This is a genomic window from Micromonospora sp. CMU55-4, assembly GCF_011602315.1.
GTDB lineage: Bacteria > Actinomycetota > Actinomycetes > Mycobacteriales > Micromonosporaceae > Micromonospora > Micromonospora chalcea.
The window spans coordinates 23,559-46,380 of record NZ_JAAOLH010000025.1 but is presented as its reverse complement, the minus strand read 5'-3'; the positions used below and the strand labels follow the sequence as shown (position 1 = coordinate 46,380).

General features: G+C 73.2%; 16 protein-coding genes. 12 read left to right on the top strand and 4 right to left on the bottom strand.

Annotation, left to right across the window (positions count from 1 at the left end):
• Positions 1-346: 346 nt before the first annotated feature.
• Positions 347-1,024, bottom strand: coding sequence for a hypothetical protein (locus tag HA073_RS28995; RefSeq protein WP_043331013.1), 678 nt, complete (start codon positions 1,022-1,024; stop codon positions 347-349).
• 69 nt (positions 1,025-1,093) lie between these two features.
• Here HA073_RS28995 and HA073_RS28990 point away from each other — a divergent pair, with 69 nt between their 5' ends.
• From HA073_RS28990 to HA073_RS28980, 3 genes are all read left to right on the top strand, one after another.
• Positions 1,094-3,712 (top strand): valine--tRNA ligase, encoded by a 2,619-nt coding sequence (locus HA073_RS28990; protein WP_064448732.1) that lies wholly within the window; start codon positions 1,094-1,096, stop codon positions 3,710-3,712.
• 77 nt (positions 3,713-3,789) lie between these two features.
• Positions 3,790-5,061: a folylpolyglutamate synthase/dihydrofolate synthase family protein gene (locus HA073_RS28985; RefSeq protein WP_205798951.1), complete on the top strand. Its 1,272-nt coding sequence runs from the start codon at positions 3,790-3,792 to the stop codon at positions 5,059-5,061.
• On the top strand, positions 5,058-5,486 hold the full coding sequence (locus tag HA073_RS28980) for a DUF4233 domain-containing protein (protein ID WP_166457755.1): 429 nt from the start codon (positions 5,058-5,060) through the stop codon (positions 5,484-5,486). The genes HA073_RS28985 and HA073_RS28980 overlap by 4 nt, the downstream gene beginning before the upstream one ends.
• An 87-nt stretch (positions 5,487-5,573) precedes the next feature.
• On the opposite strand, the gene HA073_RS28975 is transcribed toward HA073_RS28980, so the two are convergent.
• Positions 5,574-6,902 carry a glyoxalase/bleomycin resistance/dioxygenase family protein gene (locus HA073_RS28975; protein ID WP_166457754.1) on the bottom strand — a complete coding sequence of 443 codons (1,329 nt, stop codon included), beginning with the start codon at positions 6,900-6,902 and terminating at the stop codon, positions 5,574-5,576.
• 144 nt (positions 6,903-7,046) lie between these two features.
• On the opposite strand from HA073_RS28975, the gene ndk reads away from it, so the two are divergent.
• Positions 7,047-7,472: a nucleoside-diphosphate kinase gene (gene ndk / locus HA073_RS28970; RefSeq protein WP_030503075.1), complete on the top strand. Its 426-nt coding sequence runs from the start codon at positions 7,047-7,049 to the stop codon at positions 7,470-7,472.
• A gap of 60 nt (positions 7,473-7,532) precedes the next feature.
• Here ndk and HA073_RS28965 read toward each other — a convergent pair whose 3' ends face one another.
• Positions 7,533-7,973 (bottom strand): carboxymuconolactone decarboxylase family protein, encoded by a 441-nt coding sequence (locus HA073_RS28965; protein WP_043328964.1) that lies wholly within the window; start codon positions 7,971-7,973, stop codon positions 7,533-7,535.
• Positions 7,974-8,166: 193 nt separating this feature from the next.
• On the opposite strand from HA073_RS28965, the gene HA073_RS28960 reads away from it, so the two are divergent.
• From HA073_RS28960 to HA073_RS28950, 3 genes are all read left to right on the top strand, one after another.
• Positions 8,167-9,726: an alkaline phosphatase gene (locus HA073_RS28960; protein ID WP_113972702.1), complete on the top strand. Its 1,560-nt coding sequence runs from the start codon at positions 8,167-8,169 to the stop codon at positions 9,724-9,726.
• A 301-nt stretch (positions 9,727-10,027) separates the two neighbouring features.
• The gene (gene ileS, locus HA073_RS28955; protein WP_166457753.1) at positions 10,028-13,174 is read left to right on the top strand and encodes an isoleucine--tRNA ligase; all 3,147 of its coding nucleotides are present in this window, start codon (positions 10,028-10,030) and stop codon (positions 13,172-13,174) included.
• Positions 13,175-13,317: 143 nt separating this feature from the next.
• Positions 13,318-14,010 (top strand): 1-acyl-sn-glycerol-3-phosphate acyltransferase, encoded by a 693-nt coding sequence (locus HA073_RS28950; RefSeq protein WP_069087994.1) that lies wholly within the window; start codon positions 13,318-13,320, stop codon positions 14,008-14,010.
• Positions 14,011-14,014: 4 nt separating this feature from the next.
• Here HA073_RS28950 and HA073_RS28945 read toward each other — a convergent pair whose 3' ends face one another.
• Entirely contained in the window at positions 14,015-15,943 is a 1,929-nt protein-coding gene (locus HA073_RS28945) for a hypothetical protein (protein ID WP_166457752.1), read from the bottom strand.
• 217 nt (positions 15,944-16,160) lie between these two features.
• Between HA073_RS28945 and HA073_RS28940 the strand changes: the two genes are divergently transcribed.
• From HA073_RS28940 to HA073_RS28920, 5 genes are all read left to right on the top strand, one after another.
• Positions 16,161-18,146 carry a TIGR03960 family B12-binding radical SAM protein gene (locus tag HA073_RS28940; RefSeq protein WP_043328969.1) on the top strand — a complete coding sequence of 662 codons (1,986 nt, stop codon included), beginning with the start codon at positions 16,161-16,163 and terminating at the stop codon, positions 18,144-18,146.
• Between the two features lie 167 nt (positions 18,147-18,313).
• Positions 18,314-18,751 (top strand): hypothetical protein, encoded by a 438-nt coding sequence (locus HA073_RS28935; RefSeq protein WP_030503083.1) that lies wholly within the window; start codon positions 18,314-18,316, stop codon positions 18,749-18,751.
• Positions 18,752-18,764: 13 nt separating this feature from the next.
• Entirely contained in the window at positions 18,765-20,249 is a 1,485-nt protein-coding gene (locus tag HA073_RS28930; RefSeq protein WP_166457751.1) for a hypothetical protein, read from the top strand.
• A gap of 10 nt (positions 20,250-20,259) precedes the next feature.
• Positions 20,260-21,699 (top strand): type VII secretion-associated serine protease mycosin, encoded by a 1,440-nt coding sequence (gene mycP / locus HA073_RS28925; protein WP_166457750.1) that lies wholly within the window; start codon positions 20,260-20,262, stop codon positions 21,697-21,699.
• Between the two features lie 296 nt (positions 21,700-21,995).
• On the top strand, positions 21,996-22,715 hold the full coding sequence (locus tag HA073_RS28920) for a TIGR03936 family radical SAM-associated protein (protein WP_083296969.1): 720 nt from the start codon (positions 21,996-21,998) through the stop codon (positions 22,713-22,715).
• The last annotated feature ends 107 nt before the right edge of the window (positions 22,716-22,822 follow it).

Sequence of the window (22,822 nt, the reverse complement as noted above, 5' to 3'; positions counted from 1 at the left end):
ACATTCGATTTCAGGGCCACCCCCTCAGGGGGTGGCCCTGAAACGCGTCCACTCCGAAAACCGGCCCTCATGCCGGCGCGCGTGAACGGTGGACCACCCACCACTTCCCCGAACCGCCGAACCGGCCACCACTACGCCGTAATGGCGATCCGGGGGGCCGTTACGCCGAGGTGGCGGCAACGGAGTGCCGGGAATGCAGCCACCTCCCCGGTATGGCGAACCGGGCCGCCATTGCGGGGAGCGGTCACCAGGGAGGGGACAGGCACCCGTCACCACGGCGACGTGACGGGGCGGGTGCCTGTCCCCTCGCCGTACTGGCGTGGACGAGTGCCCGCCGAGGTCGCGGTCAGCGCGTCTGGACGGACTCTCGGATGTCCCGGAACAGGGCCGCGGCGGCGTCGACCGTCCGGCCCGGGAACATGCCCATCACCACGCTGCCGTGGTCGGCCCACCCGCAGACCGCGAAGTCACCGCCGTCGCCGCTCGTCGTACCGCACTTCATCACGCCACCCAAACGGCCGGCGTCCACCTCGCGCAGGCCCGCGACCCGGCCGGTCTCGTCGGCCATCAGCCCGAACAGGGTGTCCAGGTCGCGTTCGGGCTGCCAGAGCAGCGTGGTGCCGCCGAACAGCAGCACCGAGCGCTTGGCGTCGCCGCGGTCGGAGTAGACGGCACCGTAGCCGCGGTCCAGCTCGATGTCGGCGGCGAGCCCGTCGCGCAGGTAGTCGGCGGTGCTGCGGGCCCGCTCGCTGTCGTCGCGTACCAGCCCGGCGACCTCGGTGGGCTGGCCGAGAGTGGTGTCCTTCTGCTGGAGCACCCGCCATCCACCGAGGCCGAGCACGCCGGCGCCGGCCAGGCCGGCCGCCAGCAGGGCGGCGAGGACGATCTTCCGGCGCCGGGAGACGGGCCGGCGTTCGGGCTCCTGCGCGGGGTCGCGGCGGCTCAGCTCGATCGGCTCTTCGGTCAGCTCGACCGGATCGGAACCCCCGTCGACCGGGCGCTCGGTGAGATGCGCGTCGGACATGACCGCCACCGTACGCGAATCACCGGTGGCGCACGTCAGGTCCTCGAAAGCGCTCCGTAGACTTTCAGGGTGACCGAGAGACTGGATGCCCGACGCCCCGACGCCCCGACCCTCGCCGGCCAGTACCAGCCCGGCGAGGTAGAGCAGCGACGGTACGAGCAGTGGGTAGCCGGCGGACACTTCCGGGCGTCGGCGGACAGCGAGAAGCCACCGTTCACCATCGTCATCCCGCCGCCCAACGTCACCGGCTCGCTGCACATGGGCCACGCGTTCGAGCACACGCTCATGGACGCGCTCACCCGGCGCAAGAAGATGCAGGGGTACGAGGCGCTGTGGCTGCCGGGCATGGACCACGCCGGCATCGCCACCCAGAACCTGGTCGAGCGGCAGCTCGCCGGTGAGGGGCTGTCCCGCCACGACCTCGGCCGGGAGAAGTTCGTCGAGCGGGTCTGGCAGTGGAAGGCCGAGTCCGGCGGCGCGATCCTGGGCCAGATGCGCCGGCTCGGCGACGCCGTCGACTGGGACCGCGAGCGTTTCACCATGGACGAGGGCCTGTCCCGGGCCGTGCAGACCATGTTCAAGAAGCTCTTCGACGACGGGCTCATCTACCGGGCCAACCGGATCATCAACTGGTGCCCGCGTTGCCTCACCGCGCTGTCCGACATCGAGGTGGAGCACACCGACGACGAGGGCGAGCTGGTCTCGATCCGCTACGGCGACGAGGTGGTGGTGGCCACCACCCGTGCCGAGACGATGCTCGGTGACACCGCGGTGGCGGTGCACCCGGACGACGAGCGGTACCGGCACCTGATCGGCACCGAGGTGGAGCTTCCGCTCACCGACCGGCGGATCCCGATCGTCGCCGACGAGCACGTCGACCCGAGCTTCGGCACCGGCATGGTCAAGGTGACCCCGGCGCACGACCCGAACGACTTCGAGATCGGCCAGCGGCACGACCTGCCCTCGCTGACGATCATGGACGAGCGCGGGATCATCACCGCGCCCGGCCCGTTCGAGGGCCTGGACCGGTACGAGGCCCGCCCGGCGATCGTCGCAGCGCTGCGCGAGCAGGGCCGGATCGTGGCCGAGAAGCGGCCGTACCTGCACGCGGTGGGGCACTGCTCGCGCTGCAAGACGACTGTCGAGCCGCGGCTGTCGCTGCAGTGGTTCGTCAACACCGGGCCGCTCGCGAAGGCCGCCGGCGACGCGGTGCGCGACGGCCGGGTGGCGATCGAGCCGGCCGAGCTGGCCAAGCGCTACTTCGCCTGGGTCGACAACATGCACGACTGGTGCATCTCCCGCCAGCTGTGGTGGGGTCACCGCATCCCCGTCTGGTACGGCCCGGACGGCGAGATCGTCTGCGTCGGCCCGGACGAGGAACCGCCGTCCGGCGAGGGCTGGCGGCAGGACGAGGACGTGCTGGACACCTGGTTCTCCAGCGGCCTGTGGCCGTTCTCCACGCTCGGCTGGCCCGAGCGCACCCCGGACCTGGCGAAGTTCTACCCGACCAGCGTGCTGGTCACCGGCTACGACATCCTGTTCTTCTGGGTCGCCCGGATGATGATGTTCGGCCTGTACGCGATGGACGGCGTGCAGCCGTTCGACGTGGTGGCGCTGCACGGCATGGTCCGCGACGAGCACGGCAAGAAGATGTCGAAGTCGTTCGGCAACGTGGTGGACCCGCTGGACTGGATCGACCGGTTCGGTGCCGACGCCACCCGGTTCACGCTGGCCCGGGGCGCGAACCCCGGTCAGGACGTGCCGGTCAGCGAGGAGTGGTGCCAGGGCTCCCGCAACTTCTGCAACAAGCTCTGGAACGCCACCCGGTTCGCGCTGCTCAACGGCGCGCACACCGGCGGCCCGCTGCCGGACGCCGCCGAGCTCTCCACCGTCGACAGGTGGATCCTGTCCCGGCTGGCGCACGTCACCGCCGAGGTCGACGAGCAGTTCGAGGCGTACGAGTTCGCGAAGGTCTGTGACCTGCTCTACCACTTCGCGTGGGACGACGTCTGCGACTGGTACGTGGAGCTGAGCAAGCCGGTGCTCGCCGAGGGCGGCCCCGCTGCCGACGCCACCCGGCGGGTGCTCGGGCACGTGCTGGACCAGCTCCTGCGGCTGCTGCACCCGGTCATCCCGTTCGTCACCGACGAGCTGTGGTCCGCGCTCAGCGGCGGCGAGACCGTACTGACGGCGTCCTGGCCGGTCGCCGACCGTACCCTCGTCGACGACGCCGCGGAAGGCGAAGTCGCCACCCTCCAGCGGGTGGTGACCGAGGTCCGGCGGTTCCGGTCGGACCAGGGGCTGCGGCCGACCCAGCGGGTCGCCGCGCGGCTCGACGGCCTGACCGGCGCGGGCATCGCGGCGCACGAGCCGCTGGTGCGCTCGCTGGCCCGGCTCGACGCGCCCGGCGACGACTTCCAGGCCAGCGCCACGCTGGCCATGCCCGGCGCGGTCAGCGTCGCGCTGGACACTCGCGGCTCGATCGACGTGGCCGCCGAGCGCGCCCGGCTCACCAAGGACCGGGCGGCGGCCGAGAAGGAGGCCACCCAGGCGCGGGCGAAGCTGGACAATCCGGCGTTCGTCGGCAAGGCGCCCGAGCCGGTGGTGGCGAAGATCCGCGAACGGCTGGCGGTGGCCGAGGCGGACCTGGTCCGGATCGACGCCGCCCTGGAGGCGCTGCCCTCGTGAGCGACCGCACCGACCGCACCGACCGCAGCGCGTTCGCCGAGGTGGAGGCCGCGCTCAACGCGCGCGGCTTCACCCGGATGCACTTCGAGCTGGAGAAGATCGAAACCCTGCTCGACCTGCTGGGCAGCCCGCAGCGGGCGTACCCGTCGATTCATCTGACCGGCACCAACGGCAAGACCTCGACGGCCCGGATGATCGACTCGCTGCTGCGGGCGTTCGGGCTGCACACCGGCCGCTACACCAGCCCGCACCTGGAGACCGTCCGGGAGCGGATCAGCCTGGACGGCGAGGCGGTGAGCGAGGAGCGGTTCGTGTCCACGTACCGGGAGATCGCGCCGCTGGCCGAGCTGGTCGACCAGCGGTTCGCCGAGCCGCTGACGTACTTCGACATGACCACGGCGCTGGCGTTCGCCACGTTCGCCGACGCCCCGGTCGACGTGGCCGTGGTGGAGGTCGGGCTCGGCGGCGCGGAGGACGCGACGAACGTCATCCAGGCCGGCGTCGCCGTGATCACCCCGATCGGGCTGGACCACACCGAGTGGCTCGGCGACACGATCGAGGACATCGCGCTGCACAAGGCCGGCATCATCCACCCCGGCGCCACGGTGATCGCGGCGGCGCAGGAGGAGGAGGCGGCCCGCCCGATCCTGGAACGCTGCGCCGAGGTCAACGCCACAGTCGCCCGGGAGGGCGCCGAGTTCGGCGTGCTGCGCCGCGCGGTCGCCGTCGGCGGCCAGGTGCTGACCATCCAGGGCCTGGGCGGCGTGTACGAGGAGATCTTCATCCCGCTGCACGGCGCGCACCAGGCGCAGAACGCGGCGGTGGCGCTGGCCGCGGTGGAGGCGTTCCTCGGCGCCGGTGCCCGGCGGCAGCTCGACATCGAGGCGGTCCGGGAGGGCTTCGCCGCGACCAGCTCGCCGGGCCGGCTGGAGCGGGTACGGACCGCGCCGACGGTGCTGCTCGACGGCGCGCACAATCCGCACGGCATGGCCGCCACGGTGGCCGCGCTGCAGGAGGAGTTCGCGTTCAGCAAGCTGGTCGGCGTGCTGGCGGTGCTCGGCGACAAGGACGCGGCGAGCCTGCTGGAACTGCTCGAACCGGTGCTCGACTCGATCGTGGTGGCGGAGAACAGCTCGCCCCGGGCGATGCCGGTGGACGAGCTGGCCGCGCTGGCGCGGGAGATCTTCGGGCCGGAGCGGGTGCAGGTGGCCCGGGAGATGCCCGACGCGATCGAGGCGGCGGTGGCGGAGGCCGAGTCCGACGTGCCGGGTGAGCTGGCCGGGGTGGGCGTGCTGGTCACCGGATCGGTGGTGACAGTGGCCGACGCCCGCCGGCTGCTCAAGCGATGACCGGCCCGCAGCAGGGTCCGGGCCCTGAACCGGCGGCCGGCGACACGCCGGAGGGCCAGGCCGGTCCGGAGCAGGCGGGCGGCGAGCGGCGGTCCGGGCTCCGGAACCCGGACAAGGCGGTACGTGGACTGGGCGCCGGCACGATGGCGCTGGAGGCGCTGGTGCTGCTGCTGGCCATCCAGCCGATCCGGGTGGTCGGCGGTGACCTGAGCGGCGCGGCGATCGGCGCGATCGTGGCGCTGGCGGTCGCCTGCGTGGTGCTGGCCGGCCTGATGCGCCGACCGTGGGCGTGGCACGCCGGCACGGTGCTTCAGGGTCTGCTGCTGCTCTCCGGGCTGCTGCACTGGTCGCTGTTCGCGCTCGGGGTGATGTTCGCGCTGGTGTGGGCGTACGCGCTGCACGTGCGGCGGGTCATCCTCGGCTGAGCGCCGTCGCGCGCGGCGCGGTGCCGCGCGGTGTTGTGTTAAGAAGGGCCCCTTCCTCTACCTGAGGCGTTAAGAAGGGGCCCTTCCTTACACCTCGGCGAGGGTGCGCCACTGGGTCAGGGCGACGCCGTGACCGTCGGGGTCACGGAAGGCCGCCGCCCACACCTCCAGCTTGGTGCCCCGGTTGACCACGCGCGGCGCGTACGTGAACCGGACGCCCGATTCGCGCAGCCGCTCGTACGCGCCCTGGATGTCGTCCACCTCGAGGTTGACGTGCACCAGCCGGCGGCTGATCGGGGCGGCGCCGGTGACCCGGCGCAGCACCAGCCGGGTCGGCCCGGAGGCGAGCACGGCGTTGCCCTCGCCCCGGTCCAGCTCGTCGAAGCCCAGCTCGCGGTAGAAGTCGAGGGACCGGTCCAGGTCGGTGACGAGCAGGGTGATGCCGACGCCGCTGATCGGGCTGCCCAGCCCGTCCGGCTCGGCCGCGTCCGCCGGGCCGGACGAGGCGGACGGGCCGAAGATGGCCTCGTCCAGCTCCTCGGCCGTGGGCGGGGTGTCGGAGCGCCGGGGCGCGTCCGCCGGGTCGTCCAGCGGCACGTCGATCGGGTCGGGCACGGTCTCGACGGGAACGGTGTCGGCCGCCTCGGCGCGCGTGCTGTCGGGTGCCGGGGCGCCGATCGGCTCCTCGGCCGGGACGCGGGGCGCCGGGGCGCGGCGGGGGAGCGGGCCGGCGGCTGCCGGTTCGACGAGCTGCCCCTCCAGCACCATCCGGCCGCTGGGGCTCTGGTGCAGCACCACCGGCTCGCGCTCCTCGGCCCGGGGCACGTCGTCCAGGTACTCCTCCGGCGCGGGCGGGTAGTCGTCGCGGAAGTCGTCCTCGGGCGCGCGCCCGGCCCACGGCGGCGCCTCCTGCGCGATCAGCGGCTCGTCCAGCGGGTCCGGGGTGTCGTACTCGGGCGGCAGGTCGGCCACCGCGGCGGCGGTCTCCGCGTGGGTGGGCACCTCGTCCCAGAGGACGCGCACGTGCCGCTGGTCGTCCAGCGCCACCCGGACCGGCAGCGCCTGGCCGAGCGAGGGCCACTTGGCGACCGGCACCCGCGGCTCGATGATCTTCTTGGACCGGGGCGGCAATCCGGGCGCGTCGATCACCAGTTGCAGCTCGCAGCGGCCGAACGCGTACTGGGTGGGTGGTTCGGAGGCGCTGTGCACGTGCCCCAGCCCGATCACCCAGGTGCGACCGCCGCCGCGTACCGTGGCCAGCGCGATCGCCAGCACCAGCAGCGCGACGCCGAGCGCCACGATGGCCCAGCTGGTCATGCCCAGCCCGAACACCGTCACGAAGGTGGCGACGGTGCCCAGCACCGTGCCGATCAGTTTGCGTACCGGCGCGATCGTGCGGTTCCCGCCATTCGCCACAGTGGACCTCCCAGGGGTTCCAGGGCCAGGCTAGGCCGCCACGGCGGGCCAGGGAAGACGCAGCCGCCGCGCCGGCGCCGGGACCGGGTCGCTACGCTGACCGTACCCAGCCGACCCCGTTTGAGTGCGCAGGAGGAAACCAGCGTGTCCAGCAGCAGCCCGGACGAGCGGACGCTCGTACTGATCAAGCCCGACGCGGTGCGCCGCGGTCTGGTGGGCGAGATCCTGTCCCGTTTCGAGCGCAAGGGCCTGCGGATCGACGCGATGGTGAGCCGGACCATGGACGGCGACTTCGCCGACCAGCACTACGCCGAGCACGTCGACAAGCCCTTCTACCCGCCGCTGAAGACGTTCATGACCAGCGGCCCGCTGGTGGCGCTGGTGCTCTCCGGCGACCAGGTGATCGAGGTGGTGCGCGCCATGATCGGCAGCACCGACGGCCGCAAGGCCGCCGCCGGCACGATCCGGGGCGACCTGTCGCTGTCGAACCGGGAGAACCTGGTGCACGCCTCCGACTCGGCGGACAGCGCCAAGCGCGAGATCGCGCTCTGGTTCCCCGAGCTGGCCTGACCGACGCGCCGACGGCCCCGGCCCGCTCCTGGCGGGACCGGGGCCGTCGTGTGTCAGCGATCAGACCTGCGCCGGCGGCTGCGTCCGGCAGGTCACCGCGACCCGGTTCCACACGTTGATGGTGGCGATCGCCACCACCAGGTCGGCCAGTTCCTTCTCCGACCACACCTTCGCCGCGCCGTCCCAGACGTCGTCCGGCACGCCGTGCTCGCCGAGCCGGGTCACCGCGTCGGTGAGGGCCAGCGCGGCCCGCTCCCGCTCGTCGAAGAACGGCGCCTCCCGCCACGCCGCGACCGCGAACAGCCGGCGGCTGTCCTCCCCGGCCCCCAGCGCCTCCCGGCTGTGCATGTCCACGCAGAACGCACAGCCGTTGAGCATCGACGCCCGCAGCTTCACCAGCTCCAGCACGGTGTGGTCCACGTTCGTCCGGACGTACTTCTCCAGGCCCAGCACGGCCTGGTACGCCTCTGGCGCCACCGCCGCCATGTCCATCCGGCTCATCGCCGCCTCCTCGTTGGTTGGGGTACGCGCACAGGACGGGGCACGGCGGGCGCGGCGTGACGCGCCTGCGGTGTGACGGTGGTCATGGCCGGGCCGACAATAATCGTTGACGTTCCGGTCACCTCGACCGGAGTTCCCGGCCACCTGCGGCCGGTAGACCGGGCTGGCGACACTGCCGAGACCGGGAGAACCCATGACGCACATCGATCGACGTACCCTGCTCCGCGCCGGCCTGGTCGCCGGCGCCGGAGTCGCCGGCGGCGCGCTGCTCGGCGCGCCCGGCGCGCCCGCCGCACCCGGCCTGCGGCCCGGCGGCCGGCCGCTGCTCACCCACGGCGTGCAGAGCGGCGACGTGACCGCCGACTCGGCGCTGGTCTGGACCCGCGCGGACCGGCCCGGCCGGATGCTGGTCGAGGTGAGCCGCCGGCCGGACCTGCGCGGCGCCCGCCTGGTGCGCGGCCCGGTGGTCGACCCCACCGGCGACCTCACCGGCAAGGTCCGCCTGCGCGGCCTGCCCGCGGGCCAGCGGCTGCACTACCGGGTACGGGTGGAGAGCCTGGACCGGCACGGCCTGTGCAGCGAGCCGCTGACCGGCTCGTTCGCCACCGCCCCCGGCCGGCAGCAGCGGCGTGACGTGCGGTTCGTGTGGACCGGCGACATCGTCGGGCAGGGCTGGGGGATCAGCCCCGACTTCGACGGGCTGGCGATCTTCCGGGCCATGCGGGAGCGCCGCCCGGACTTCTTCCTGTGCAGCGGCGACACCGTGTACGCCGACGGCCCGCTGACCGAGAGCGTGGTGTTGCCGGACGGGCGCACCTGGCGCAACCTGGTGACGCCGGAGAAGAGCAAGGTGGCCGAGACGCTCGCCGAGTACCGGGGGCAGTTCGCGTACAACCTGCTCGACGAGCACCTGCGGGCGTTCGCCGCCGAGGTGCCGCAGATCAACCAGTGGGACGACCACGAGGTGGTGAACAACTGGTACCCGGGGGAGATCCTGACCGACGAGCGGTACGGCGAGAAGCGGGTGGACGTGCTCGCCGCCCGGGCCCGGCAGGCGTTCCACGAGTGGCTGCCGGTGCCGGCCGGCGGGCCGATGTACCGCAAGCTGTCGTACGGGCCGCTGCTGGACGTGTTCGTGCTGGACATGCGCACCTACAAGGACCCGAACGACGGCAACACGTACGCCGACCGCAACCGGGGGCTGCTCGGCAGGGCGCAGCGGGAGTGGCTGATCCGGGAGCTGCGCGCGTCCCGGGCCACCTGGAAGGTGATCGCCAACGACCTGCCGATCGGCGTGGTGGTGCCGGACGGGGCAGACGCCCAGGAGGGCGTGGCGCAGGGCGACCACGGCGCGCCGGCCGGCCGGGAGCTGGAGTTCGCCGAGGTGCTGCGCGCCTCGCACCGGGCCGGGGTGACCGGGCTGGTGTTCCTCACCGCCGACGTGCACTACACCGCCGCCCACCACTACGACCCGGCCCGTGCGGCGGTGCGGGACTTCAGCCCGTTCTGGGAGTTCGTCTCCGGCCCGGCGCACGCGGGCGCATTCGGCCCGAACGCGCTGGACGGCACGTTCGGCCCGAAGGCGGTGTTCGTGCACGCCCCGCCGCGCGCCAACACCTCCCCGGCCGAGGGCTTCCAGCACTTCGGCGAGGTCACGATCGACGGCCCGTCGGCGGCCCTGACGGTCCACCTGCGGGACCGCTCCGGCGCCTCGCTCTGGACCACCACCCTCCCGGCCCCGTCGCGCCGCTGACACCCCGCCGGGCAGTGGAATACCCGGCGGCGCGGCACGGCGGGCAGGGGGTCGAGTACGCTTGAACGCACAGGCGACGACCCGGCCATCACCGGTGAGCCTCCGGAGGAACAGCCGGGTGACCGGCCCAGTAGAACCGGACGGGACGGCCCGTCACAGCCGGCCAACGAGCGGGCGGTCGCACCTCGGCCGCCAAGCGGGGTGGTACCGCGGGCCACGCCCGGGACGCCGGTCACGGCGTACCGGATCCGGCTCGTCCTCGCAGAGCACAGACGAGTGAGCTGCTGAGGAGCGACAGGCGATGGCCTATCCGTTGCACGACCCGTCCGGCGCCGGTGTCCCGGCGAGCCCGGACCTGCCCGCGGTCGAGCGCCGGGTCCTGGAGCACTGGACGGCCGACAAGACCTTCGAGGCGTCCGTCGAGGCCCGCGACGCCGGCCGCGACGGCGAGAACGAGTACGTCTTCTACGACGGCCCCCCGTTCGCCAACGGCCTGCCGCACTACGGCCACCTGTTCACCGGCTACGTCAAGGACGTGGTGCCGCGCTACCAGACCATGCGCGGCCGGCGCGTCGAGCGCCGGTTCGGCTGGGACTGCCACGGCCTGCCCGCCGAGGTGGTGGCCGAGAAGCAGCTCGGCATCACCACCAAGGCGGAGATCCTCGACCTCGGCGTGGCCCGGTTCAACGACGCCTGCCGCACCTCCGTGCTGGAGTTCACGCACGACTGGGAGCGGTACGTCACCCGGCAGGCCCGCTGGGTCGACTTCGCCAACGACTACAAGACGCTCGACCTGGACTACATGGAAAGCGTCATGTGGGCCTTCAAGACCCTGCACGACAAGGGCCTGGTCTACGAGGGCTTCCGGGTGCTGGCGTACTGCTGGCGGTGCGAGACCCCGCTGTCGAACACCGAGACCCGGATGGACGACGTCTACCGGGACCGGCACGACCCGACGCTGACGGTGTGGTTCGAGCTGGCCGCCGACGACGCCGCCCCCGAGCTGCTGCGCGGGCCGGTGAAGCTGGGCGTGTGGACCACCACGCCGTGGACGCTGCCGTCGAACGTGGCGCTCGCCGTCGGCCCCGACATCGAGTACGCGGTGCTGGAACGCGACGGTGAGCGCTACGTCGTCGGCGCCGCGCGCCTCGGCGCGTACGCCAAGGAGCTGGAGGGGTACGAGCAGGTCGGCACGGTGTACGGCCGGGACCTGGTCGGGCGTCGCTACACGCCGCTGTTCGACTTCCTGGTCGAGCCGGCCGGGGAGAACGCCTACCAGGTGCTCGCCGCGGACTTCGTCACCACCGAGGACGGCACCGGGATCGTCCACCTCGCCCCCGCGTTCGGTGAGGACGACCAGAACGTCTGCAACGCCGCCGGCATCCCCACCGTCGTGACCGTGGACGACCACACCCGGTTCACCGCGCTGGTGCCGCCGTACCAGGGCGAGCAGGTCTTCGACGTGAACAAGCCGGTGATCCGGGAACTCAAGGAGCGGGGGGTGGTGCTGCGGCAGGACACCTACACCCACTCCTACCCGCACTGCTGGCGCTGCGACACCCCGCTGGTCTACAAGGCGGTGTCGTCCTGGTTCGTCGCGGTGACGAAGTTCAAGGACCGGATGGTCGAGCTGAACCAGCAGATCAACTGGACGCCCGGGCACATCAAGGACGGCTCGTTCGGCAAGTGGCTGGCCAACGCCCGCGACTGGTCGATCAGCCGGAACCGGTTCTGGGGCTCGCCGATCCCGGTGTGGCGCTCCGACGACCCGAACTACCCGCGGGTGGACGTGTACGGGTCGCTGGCCGACATCGAGCGTGACTTCGGCGTACGCCTGACCGACCTGCACCGGCCGGCGGTGGACGACCTGGTCCGTCCCAACCCGGACGACCCGACGGGCAAGTCGATGATGCGCCGGGTGCCGGAGGTGCTGGACTGCTGGTTCGAGTCCGGCTCGATGCCGTTCGCCCAGGTGCACTACCCGTTCTCCAACCGCGAGTGGTTCGAGCACCACTACCCGGGTGACTTCATCGTCGAGTACATCGGGCAGACCCGCGGCTGGTTCTACACCATGCACGTGCTGGCCACCGCGCTGTTCGACAGGCCGGCGTTCCGCAACTGCATCAGCCACGGCATCCTGCTCGGCTCGGACGGCCGCAAGATGTCCAAGAGCCTGCGCAACTACCCGGACGTCTACCACGTGTTCGACTCCTACGGGTCGGACGCGATGCGGTGGATGCTGATGTCCTCGCCGGTGCTGCGCGGCGGCGACATGGCGGTCACCGAGTCGCTGATCCGGGACGCGGTGCGCCAGGTGCTGCTGCCGCTGTGGAACGTCTGGTACTTCTTCTCGCTCTACGCCAACGCCGACGGCTACACCGCGCGTCGCCGTACCGACTCCACGCACGTGCTCGACCGGTACGTGCTGGCGAAGACGAACGAGCTGGTGGCGACCGTCGGCGCGCAGATGGACGCGTACGACATCTCCGGCGCGTGCGCCACCGTGCGGTCCTACCTGGACGCGCTGACCAACTGGTACGTGCGCCGGTCCCGGGACCGGTTCTGGGCCGGCGACGCTGACGCGTTCGACACGCTCTCGACGGTGCTGGAGACGCTGTGCCGGGTGGTCGCGCCGCTGGCGCCGCTGACCGCCGAGGAGATCTGGCGCGGGCTGACCGGCGAGCGGTCGGTGCACCTGACCGACTGGCCGCGGGCGGACGAGTTCCCGGCCGACCACGAGCTGGTCTCCGCGATGGACAACGTCCGGGCGGTCGCCTCGGCGGCGCTGTCCCTGCGCAAGGCCAAGGGCCTGCGGGTACGGCTGCCGCTGGCGAAGCTGACAGTGGCCTCGCCCGTCGCCGCCCAGCTGCGGCCCTTCGCCGACCTGGTCGCCGACGAGGTCAACGTGAAGGAGGTAGTGCTCACCGACGAGGTGTCCGCGTACTGCCAGCAGGTTCTCACCGTGGTGCCGCGGGCGCTCGGCCCGCGCGTCGGCAAGGCCGTCCAGCAGGTGATCAAGGCGGTCAAGGCGGGGGAGTGGGAGCTGCGCGACGGCGCCCCGGTCGCCGCCGGGGTCACGCTCGCCGAGGGCGAGTACGAGCTGCGCCTGGTCGCCGCCGACGCCGAGCACTCCGCGCCGCTACCCGGCGGTGAGGGCGTGGTCGTGCTGGACACCGAGGTCACGCCGGAGCTGGCCGCCGAAGGGCTGGCCCGGGACGTGGTCCGGGTCGTGCAGCAGGCACGCCGCGACGCCGACCTGGACGTGTCGGACCGGATCACGGTGGCCGTCTCCGCCTCCGAGGACGTACGCGCGGCGGTCGCCGCGTACACCGAGTTCGTGGCCCGGGAGGTGCTGGCCGACAGCATCGACTTCGCCGAGGGGCTCGACGGCTTCGCCGGCGAGGCCGGCGACGGCGAGCGGGTCACAGTGACGGTCCGGAAGGTCTGAGCCGGACCGGGTGCCCTCCCCCGCCCCCGTGGTGGGGGAGGGCCCAGCCCCAGCGAGTGGACTGCGGGCCACCCGCTCGGTGACGGACGGCCGCGTCGGCTACCGTGACAGCGCCTGTTTCACGTACGACCGCCGGAGGACCCGTGCCCCTGCTCTACACCATCGGCAAGCTCACCGTGGCGCCCGCGCTCCGGTTGGCCTTCCGTCCGCACGTGGAGGGTTTGGAGCACATCCCGGCGACCGGCGGCGCGATCTTCGCCAGCAACCACCTCTCCGTCGCCGACGAGCTGCTGCTCGGCACCGTGGTGCCCCGCCACCTGGCGTTCTGGGCCAAGTCGGAGTACTTCAAGGGCACCGGCCTCAAGGGCGGCTTCTCCAAGTTCGTGCTCACCGGGCTGGGCGCGATCCCGGTCGAGCGGGCCGGCGGGCGGGCCGCGCTCACCGCGTTCGACGCGGCGATCCCGGTGCTCAAGGCCGGTGACCTGGTCGCCGTCTACCCGGAGGGCACCCGTTCGCCGGACGGGCGGCTCTACCGCGGGCGTACCGGCACGGTCCGGCTGGCGATCGCCGCCGGCGTGCCGATCATCCCGGTCGGCGTGACCGGCACCGACAAGGCCCAGCCGATCGGTACGCGGATCCCGCGACCGGGCCGGGCCAAGATCACCATCAAGTTCGGCAAGCCGCTGGACTTCACCGGCCGTCCCGACGACCGCACGTCGCTGCGCGCGATGACCGACGAGATGATGGCCGAGATCCAGAAGCTCAGCGGCCAGGAGTACGTCCCGCGCTACGCGCCGAAGCGCGCCGACCAGGCCGCCGGTGAGCAGACCGCCTGAGCGGTCAGGACTTCGGCACCACCACGCGCTGACGCAGATCGTTCAGTAGCCGCCCGCTGTCGTCCACGGACAACCGGGTGAACACGCCTGTGGTCAGACTGCCGTGGTCGGCCGAGGCGCAGACCACCACCGAGTCGCCGTCCGCCCGGCCGACCGCGCAGCGCGCGTACCGGCCCCGGACGCCGGTCTCCACGTTCACCGACTCCTTCAGGGCGTACTCCCCGGCGAGGCGGTCGATCTCCGCCTTGGCGTCCGACTCCGGGCTGAACCGCAGGCCGGTGCTGCCGAACAACGTCACCCGCTTGCCGTCGCTCGTCGTGTAGATACCGGCGAACGTGTCCTCGGCGAGCAGGTTCGACTCGCGTACCCGGCTCTTCAGCTCCTCGGCGGCGGCCTGGCTGCGCTCGTCCTGGCGCAGCCGCATCGAGTCGATCTGGTCCGGGAGGCTGGCGCGGGCCGGGTACTGGCTGGAGATCGGCTGGAACCACCACAGCGGCAGGCCGCAGCAGCACGCGACGCTGAGCAGCAGCACCCAGGGCCAGCGACGCCGTCGGCGGGTCCGCTTGGGCGGCTGCTGCCAGCCCGGCGGCGGCGCGACCGGCGGCCCGGCCTTGCCCCGGCGCTGCTTCGGCGGCCGCGCCGGCTTGGCCGGGGCGGGAGCCGCCGGTGGTGGCAGGGGACGGGCGGCCGGCGCGGCGGGGTACTGCGGCGCGTGCGGCGGTGGCGACACCGGCCGGGCCGGGTGATGCGACGGCGGTGAGACCGGCCGGGCGGCCGGTGCGGCGGGGTGTGCCGGGTGGTGCGGCGGCGTCGAGACCGGCCGGGCGGCGGGCGGCTGCGGGTGGGGCGGCTGCGGCGGCGCCGGGTGGGCCGGGTGGGGGTTCGGCGTCGACCAGGGCGCGGTGTACGGCAGCGTCGGCGTCAGGGGCGGCAGCTCCGGCGCGTGCAGCTCCCAGCCGGTGGTGTCCACCCCCTCCCACGGGTCGACCGGCGTGGCGTGCTCGGGCGAGTCCAACGGCGGCACCGGCGTGGGCTCGGCGGACGCGCCCCAGCGGGGCCGGCTCGGCGCCGGTGGCGGGACGGCGGCGGAGCCGCTCCAGCGGGGCGCCTCGACGCGGGTGGCGTTCGGTGCGTTCCCAGTCGGGTTCGGGGCGTTGTCCACCCGGGTGGGGTCCGGCGTGGTGGCCGAGGGTGGCTGCGGCGCGGCGTCGATCCGGGTCGGGTCCGGCGTGGTGGTGGCCGCCGGCGGCTGCGGGGCCGCGTCGATCCGGGTCGGGTCCGGCTGGCGGCCCGTGCGGGGAGTGGGGGCGGGTGTGGTCCGGCCCGGCACCGGGGCCGACCCGCGGGCCCGTGGGACCGGCACCTGCGGGACGGTGTCGGTCCCGCCGGCGGCTGTCGCGGTGTTGTCGGCCGGTGTTCCGGCGGTCTCGGCGGGTGTTTCGGCGTCGGTTGCCGGGGCGTCAGTGCTGTCGGCGGGCGTCTCGGTGCCGGCGGCGAGGGCCTCAGCGCTGTCCGTGGCCGTCTCGGTTGCGGCGGACTGGACCTTGTCGGTGGGTGTCTCGGTTCCGGTGGGCTGGACCTTGGCGGTGGGCGTCTCGGTCTCGATGGGCTGGACCTTCTCGGTGGGCTTCTCGGTTCCGGTGGGCTCGACCCTGTCCGTGGGCGTCTCGGGCGCGGTGGCGTCGACCTCGTTCGTGGGCGTCTCGGCCTCGGTGGTCCGCGGCTGCGGGGCCGCGTCGTGCGAAGGCGCGGCGGTGTCCGGCGTGGTGGACGGCCGGCCCTCGGGTGCGGCGGCTCCCGGCGCGGCGGACGGCGACGCCGGAGCGGAGGCGCCGGTGGCGTCCTCGGTGTCGACGGCGGTGGCCGGCTCGATGACGGTCGGCTCCTCGGCCCCGTCGGCCGGCCGGCCCGCCCCCGGCTGCGGCTGCGGCATCGCGGCTATCTCCTCTCGCGCCCGTTGCGAGGTTAGTACCGCCCCGCCACCCAGGACTAATCCCGCCCGCTCACCGGCCCCACTCCGGTGATCAAGGAGTTCGTGTCCGGTGGGAGCGCGGGACAGCCCGCAAACTCCTTGATCAACGCGGCGGACACGGGCGCGGGTGTGGCGGCTGGGGACGGCGGGGCGGGGGCACCGCGTACGCTTGGGCATCATGAGTGCCCCGTCCACCACCCCGCGTCCCGCCGCCGCCAACTCGGTCTGGCCTCGGCTGGAGCCGTTGCTGCCGCAGGTGACCAAGCCCATCCAGTACGTGGGTGGAGAGCTGGGCGCGGTGGTCAAGGACTGGGACGCCGCCACCGTCCGGTGGGCGCTGATGTATCCGGACGCGTACGAGGTGGGCCTGCCCAACCAGGGCGTGCAGATCCTGTACGAGGTGCTCAACGAGCTGCCCGACGTGCTGGCTGAGCGGACGTACGCGGTCTGGCCGGACCTGGAGAAGCTGATGCGCGCCCACGGCGTGCCGCAGTTCACCGTCGACGCCCACCGCCCGGTGCGTGACTTCGACGTGTTCGGCGTCTCGTTCTCCACCGAGCTGGGCTACACCAACCTGCTCACCGCGATCGACCTGGCCGGCATCCCGCTGCTCGCGGCCGACCGCACCGACGCCGACCCGGTGATCGTGGCCGGCGGGCACGCCGCGTTCAACCCGGAGCCGATCGCCGACTTCGTCGACGCCGCGGTGCTCGGCGACGGCGAGGAGGCGGTGCTGGAGATCACCGCCATCGTCCGGGAGTGGAAGGCCGAGGGCTCCCCGGGCGGCCGGGACGAGCTTCTGCTGCGGCTGGCCCGGACCGAGAGCGTCTACGTGCCGCGCTTCTACGACGTCGACTACCTGCCCGACGGCCGTATCCAGCGGGTCGTGCCGAACCGCCCGGACGTGCCGTTCCGGGTGCACAAGCGCACGACGATGGACCTGGACGCCTGGCCGTACCCGAAGAAGCCCCTGGTCCCGCTCGCCGAGACGGTCCACGAGCGGTACGCGGTGGAGATCTTCCGGGGCTGCACCCGGGGCTGCCGGTTCTGCCAGGCCGGCATGATCACCCGTCCGGTGCGGGAGCGCTCGATCACCACCGTCGGCCAGATGGTCAAGGAAGGGCTGGAGTTCTCCGGCTTCCACGAGGTCGGCCTGCTGTCGCTTTCGTCGGCCGACCACTCGGAGATCGGCGACATGTGCTCCGGCCTGGCCGAGCAGTACGCCGGCACGAACGTCTCGCTGTCACTGCCCTCGACCCGGGTGGACGCGTTCAACATCGACCTGGCCCAGGAACTGTCCCGCAACGGGCGGCGGACCGGTCTGACGTTCGCCCCGGAGGGCGGGTCGGAGCGGATCCGCAAGGTGATCAACAAGATGGTGTCGAAGGAAGACCTCATCCGCACCGTGGTCACCGCGTACTCCAACGGCTGGCGGCAGGTGAAGCTCTACTTCATGTGCGGCCTGCCCACCGAGACCGACGAGGACGTCCTGGAGATCGCCGACATGGCGCACGAGGTGATCCGGGCCGGCCGCGCCGCGACCGGGTCCAAGGACATCCGCTGCACGGTCTCCATCGGCGGTTTCGTGCCCAAGCCGCACACCCCGTTCCAGTGGGCCTCGATGGAGCGGCCGGAGGTCATCGACGGCCGGCTCAAGCTGCTCAAGCAGGCGATCAACAGCGACCGGTCGCTGGGCCGGGCGATCGGCTTCCGCTACCACGACGGCGAGCCGTCGCTGATCGAGGGCCTGCTGTCCCGGGGCGACCGCCGGGTCGGCGCGGTGATCCGCAAGGTCTGGGAGAACGGCGGCCGGTTCGACGGCTGGAGCGAGCACTTCTCGTACCAGCGCTGGGTGGACGCCGCCGCCGAGGTGCTGCCGGCGTACGGCGTGGACCTCGACTGGTACACCACCCGCGAGCGCGAGGAGCTGGAGGTCCTGCCCTGGGACCACCTCGACTCCGGCCTGGACAAGGACTGGCTCTGGCAGGACTGGCAGGACTCGCTGTCGGAGTACGAGCAGGACGACTGCCGCTGGACGCCCTGCTTCGACTGCGGCGTGTGCCCGTCCATGGACACCGAGATCCAGATCGGCCCGACCGGCCGCAAGCTGCTGCCGCTCACCCCGGTCAATGGACTGAAGCTGCCCGCCGCCGCCCAGGGCTGAGGCACGGACCGTACCGGAGCGCGGGAACCCGACCGGGTTCCCGCGCTCCGTCGTCCTTCCGGGCGACCGCGCGCGTGCGCGGGGTGGGGCTGCCCCGACTGGTGCATCCTCGATACGCTGCGTCCGTAATGGACCGGCCAGGGCCGGTAGCGGGGAGGACAGCAGGCATGGGCATCAATCCGCCGGATACCGGCGATCTGCACGTCAGCGTCGAGGACCTGGACGCCGCGGCGGAGTACGTCGAGCGCCTCAAGCAGTACGTCGACGACACCATCGGCTACGAGATGGAACGCATCAAGGAGCGGATGAAGGGCGACAGCGGCAACGCGCAGACGGTGCCCAACGGCACCCCGTTCGGCGCGTACGAGGACGCCCGGATGCAGTGGGCGGCGCTGACCAGGTCCACGGCCAGCATGGAGGCCCACCTCAAGGCCATCTCCATGAAGCTGGCCGGCCTGAAGCAGGGCACGCAGGACATCGCCAAGGCGTTCCGCGACGCCGAGGCCCGCAACGCCGCGAACGGCAAGGACATCGAGCGGCTGCTGGAGACCGCGGCCCCGCCGCCGGACGCCGGGCAGCAGCCCACCTACCCGTACACGGCCTGAGGGGGAGACGGTCATGGCAGGAGGCACCTGGGAGCGCTGCGTCCGTGAGGTGACGCTCTCGGCGGATCCGGAGACCGTGGGTTCGGTCGGCGCGGGCTGGCGCAACCTGTCCACCGCGCTCGGCCATCTGCGTGACTCGCTGGTCGGCCGCTCGTTCGTCGGCCCGATCGCGCCCGGCCAGGAGCGCCCGCACACCGGCGGTCTCCCCGGGCTGCTCGCCGGCTGGCAGGGCAGCGGCGGCGACGCGTACCGCGAGCACCTGGGCGAGATCGGCAAAGAGATCGAGGAGCTCATTACGCACGCCAGCAACGTCAGTGGCGCGCTGTCGCGGATCGAGGGCGACATCCGTACGGCGGTGGCGAGCATCCCGATCCCGCTGATGGACAACTTCGGCTGGAACGAGTGGAGCCTGCCCGGCGGCACCGAGCTGGACGACGCGCGCGACGGCGAGAGCCAGTCCGGCTTCCTCGCCGCCCTGCGCAGCGACTACCAGTCCAACCAGGCGCTCTACGCCGACGGCGCGTTCCGCGACAAGGCCGACGACCTCGAAGCCACCATGAAGATCGACGGCAACGCCAACGACCAGAAGCGCGGCGGCTGGTGGGACACCAAGTCCCACCTGGACAACTGGTACCGCGACAACCAGCAGGCGGCCAACAAGGCGATGTCGCCGCTGCCGGCCGCGGTCGAGGCCGAGCGTCCCAAGCTGGTCGTACCCCAGCCCGACGGGCGGCTCGACGACGGCTACCGCGCGGATCCCCGCGTACCCCCGTCGGGAGTGCCCGGCGGTGGGCTGCCCGGCGGCGGCGGTGGCGGCGGTGCCGGTGGTGGCGGCGGCGGGATGCCCTCGCTGGGCAGCACCGGCATCGGCGGCGGCGGTGGCGGTGTCGGCGGTGGCGGCTCGTTCACGCCCCCGCCGACCACCGGCGTGCCCGAGTTCGGTGGCAGCGGCCCCGGCGGCGGCTCGTACACCCCGCCCGGCACCGGCCTGCCCGGCGCCGGCGCCCCGGGTTCCGGCAGTCCCGAATACGGCACCGGCCTGGCCGGCGCGGGTGGGCCGGGCACGATCACCCCGGGCGGTCCGGGCAGCACCCTCGGCGGTGGCGGCGCCGGACTGAGCACCGGCGGCGCCGGCTTCGGCGGCGGTGGTGCCGGGCTGGGTTCGGCGGGCGGCATCGGCGGCGGTGGCCTCGGCGCGGCCGGTGGCATGGGCGTGGGTGCGCTGCCCGGCATGGTCGGCGGCGGCAACGGCAAGGTGCCCCCGCTGACCAGCGCGGCCGGCGCGCTGCGGGCGGCGGCGGGCGCGGGGCCGGGAGGCGCGGGCGCGGCCGGCGCGCGTGGTGGCCTGGCCGGCGCGGGCATGATGGGCGGCGGGATGATGGGCGGCCACGGCGGCGCCGGGCATGGCGGCGGCGGTGGCGACCACTCGTCGTGGTTGACTGAGGACGACGATCCGTGGGGCGCCGGTGACGGTGCGTCCCCGGGCATCCTGCGATGAGGACGGACGGATGACGGTGCACGTCGGCGCGTTCCGGCCGGTGGTGGCCGCGCTGGCGGCCGGGCTGATGGTGCTGGGGGCCGCGCAGCCCGCCGTCGGCGCTCCCCGCCGGGCCGAGCAGTGGTACCTCGACGAGCTGCGGATCGACCGGGCACACCAGATCTCCACCGGGCGTGGTGTCGTGGTCGGAGTGGTCGACAGCGGCGCCGACGCCGGCCACCCGGATCTGCGCGGCCGGCTCCTGGCCGGGCGCAGCACGTTCGACTCCGGCGACGGCCGGCGCGACCCGGACGGCCACGGCACCCACATGGCCGGGATCATCGCGGCGAACGGGACCGGGGTGGTCGGCGTCGCGCCGGACGCCCGGATCCTGCCCATCCGCACGCCGTCCGGCGACAAGGGCGCCGACGCGGGCAACTCCGCGACCGGCATCCGGATGGCGGTGGACGGCGGCGCGAGGGTGCTCAACCTGTCCTACGGGCACGCCGGCGCCGTCGACGAGGGCGAAGAGGCGGCGATCCGGTACGCGCTGGAACGCGACGTGGTCGTGGTGGCCGCCGCCGGCAACGTCCGCAAGCTCGGCCCGGACATCGCCTCACCCGCGAAGATCCCCGGCGTGATCGCGGTGACCGGCACGACCCGGGGCGGCGGCTTCTGGCCCGGCTCGGCCCAGGGCCCGGAGGCGGTGGTCGCCGCTCCGGGGGACGAGGTCTACAACATCGGACCCGACCGGGGGTACGGCTGGGGCGACGGCACGTCCGACTCCACGGCCATCGTCGCCGGTGTGGCGGCGCTGATCAGGTCGAAGTTCCCCCGGCTCTCCGCACCCGACGTGATCAACCGGATCATCCGTACCGCCCGGGACGCCGGCCCGCCCGGCCGCGACCCGCAGTTCGGCTTCGGCCGGATCGACCCGGTGGCGGCGCTCACCGCCGACGTGCCGTCGGTGTCGGCGAACCCGCTGCTCGGCGCCGCTCCGGCCAGCGCGTCCGCGCCACCGGCCGCGGCCGAGGATGAAGACTTCGACGTGACCGACTACGGCGACCGGGGCGGCCCCACCGACCAGCAGGTCATGGTGATCGGCATCGGCATCGCCGTGGCGCTGGTGGTGCTGGTGGCACTCGTGGTGTTCCTGATCTGGAACCGCCGCCGGCACCGGCGCGAGCTGGCGCGCGCCGCCGACATCCCGGACGAGGCGCTCGACCGGATGACCGAGCAGGGCCCGCCGGTCCCGGCCGGCCACCCCGCCGGCTACGGCCCGCCGCCCGGCTACGGCCCACCCGGCGGCCCTTCGTCGCCCGGCGCCTACGCCCGCCCGGGCACCTCACCGCACCCTGGCGCCCCGTCCCAGCCGGACGGATACCCGCCCAAGGGCACCCACCCCCAGCCCGACCCCGGCGCCTACCCACCCCCGGCCCAGCCCACCCCGCCCCACGACAACCGCTCCTGACCCCGCCCAACCTCTCCCGGCCCTCCGGCCCTTGTCGGCCCGACCCGGCAGGCCGGGTGGGGTGATCAAGGGGTTTGGGGTCTCGGGGGCGTGGGAGCTGGACGTGAACTCCTTGATCACGGCGGGGGCGGGCGGGGGTTTGGGGCGGTTTGGGGTGGGTGGGGTGGCCCCGGGTGTGGGGCACCGTGGGTGCTGCGCCAGGATGGGACCGATACGCAGGCACAGCCGAGGAGCTCACGATCGCCAGAAAGCCTCAACCCGAGGGCGGCCAGGCCCCCGTCGTCCAGCGGGTCCGTATCCGGTACGCCAAGCGGGGACCGCTGCGTTTCACCTCGCACCGGGACTTCGCCCGGGCCTTCGAGCGCGCGCTGCGCCGGGCCGGCGTGCCGATCGCCTTCTCCCAGGGCTTCACCCCACACCCCAAGATCTCGTACGCCTCGGCGGCGCCCACAGGTGTGGCCAGCGAGGCGGAGTACCTGGAGATCGGGCTGCGTGAGCCGGTCGACCCGGCGCGGCTGCGCGAGGCCCTCGACGCCGCGCTCTCGCCCGGACTCGACGTGCTCGACGCGGTGGAGGCCACCGGCGGCAGCCTCGCCGACCGGATCGAGGCGTCGTACTGGCGGATCGAGCTGCCCGAGGTCGACCCGAAGGTGCTGGCGGGGGCCGTGGCGGCCTTCACCGCCGCCGAGGAGGTCCTGGTCGAGCGGATGACCAAGCAGGGGCGGCGTACGTTCGACGCCCGTGCGGCAGTGGTGTCCATCGATGTGGTGTCTCCGTCTGAGACGCCTTCCGAAGCGGCGGCCGTACCGTGTGCGATACTCGAACTGGTCGTGCGGCAGGTCACCCCGTCCGTTCGGCCCGATGACGTCCTGTCCGGCCTCCGCGCGGTGGCCGCCCTGGAGCCGCCGGTCACCCCGAAGGTGATTCGGCTGGCGCAGGGCACGCTGACCGCGCAGGGCGAGATCGTCGATCCGTTGGAAGCGGATCGCGACGGGGCAACCATCGGAGAGCGCTGACCGTCGGTCAACGCTCTGGCAGGCAGACTTCGGCGGTCGCGCGTTTGCGCGCCCGGCGGAAACACCTTTGCGGCAACCCTGCGTGGCAGCGCTCACCCGCGCCCGGG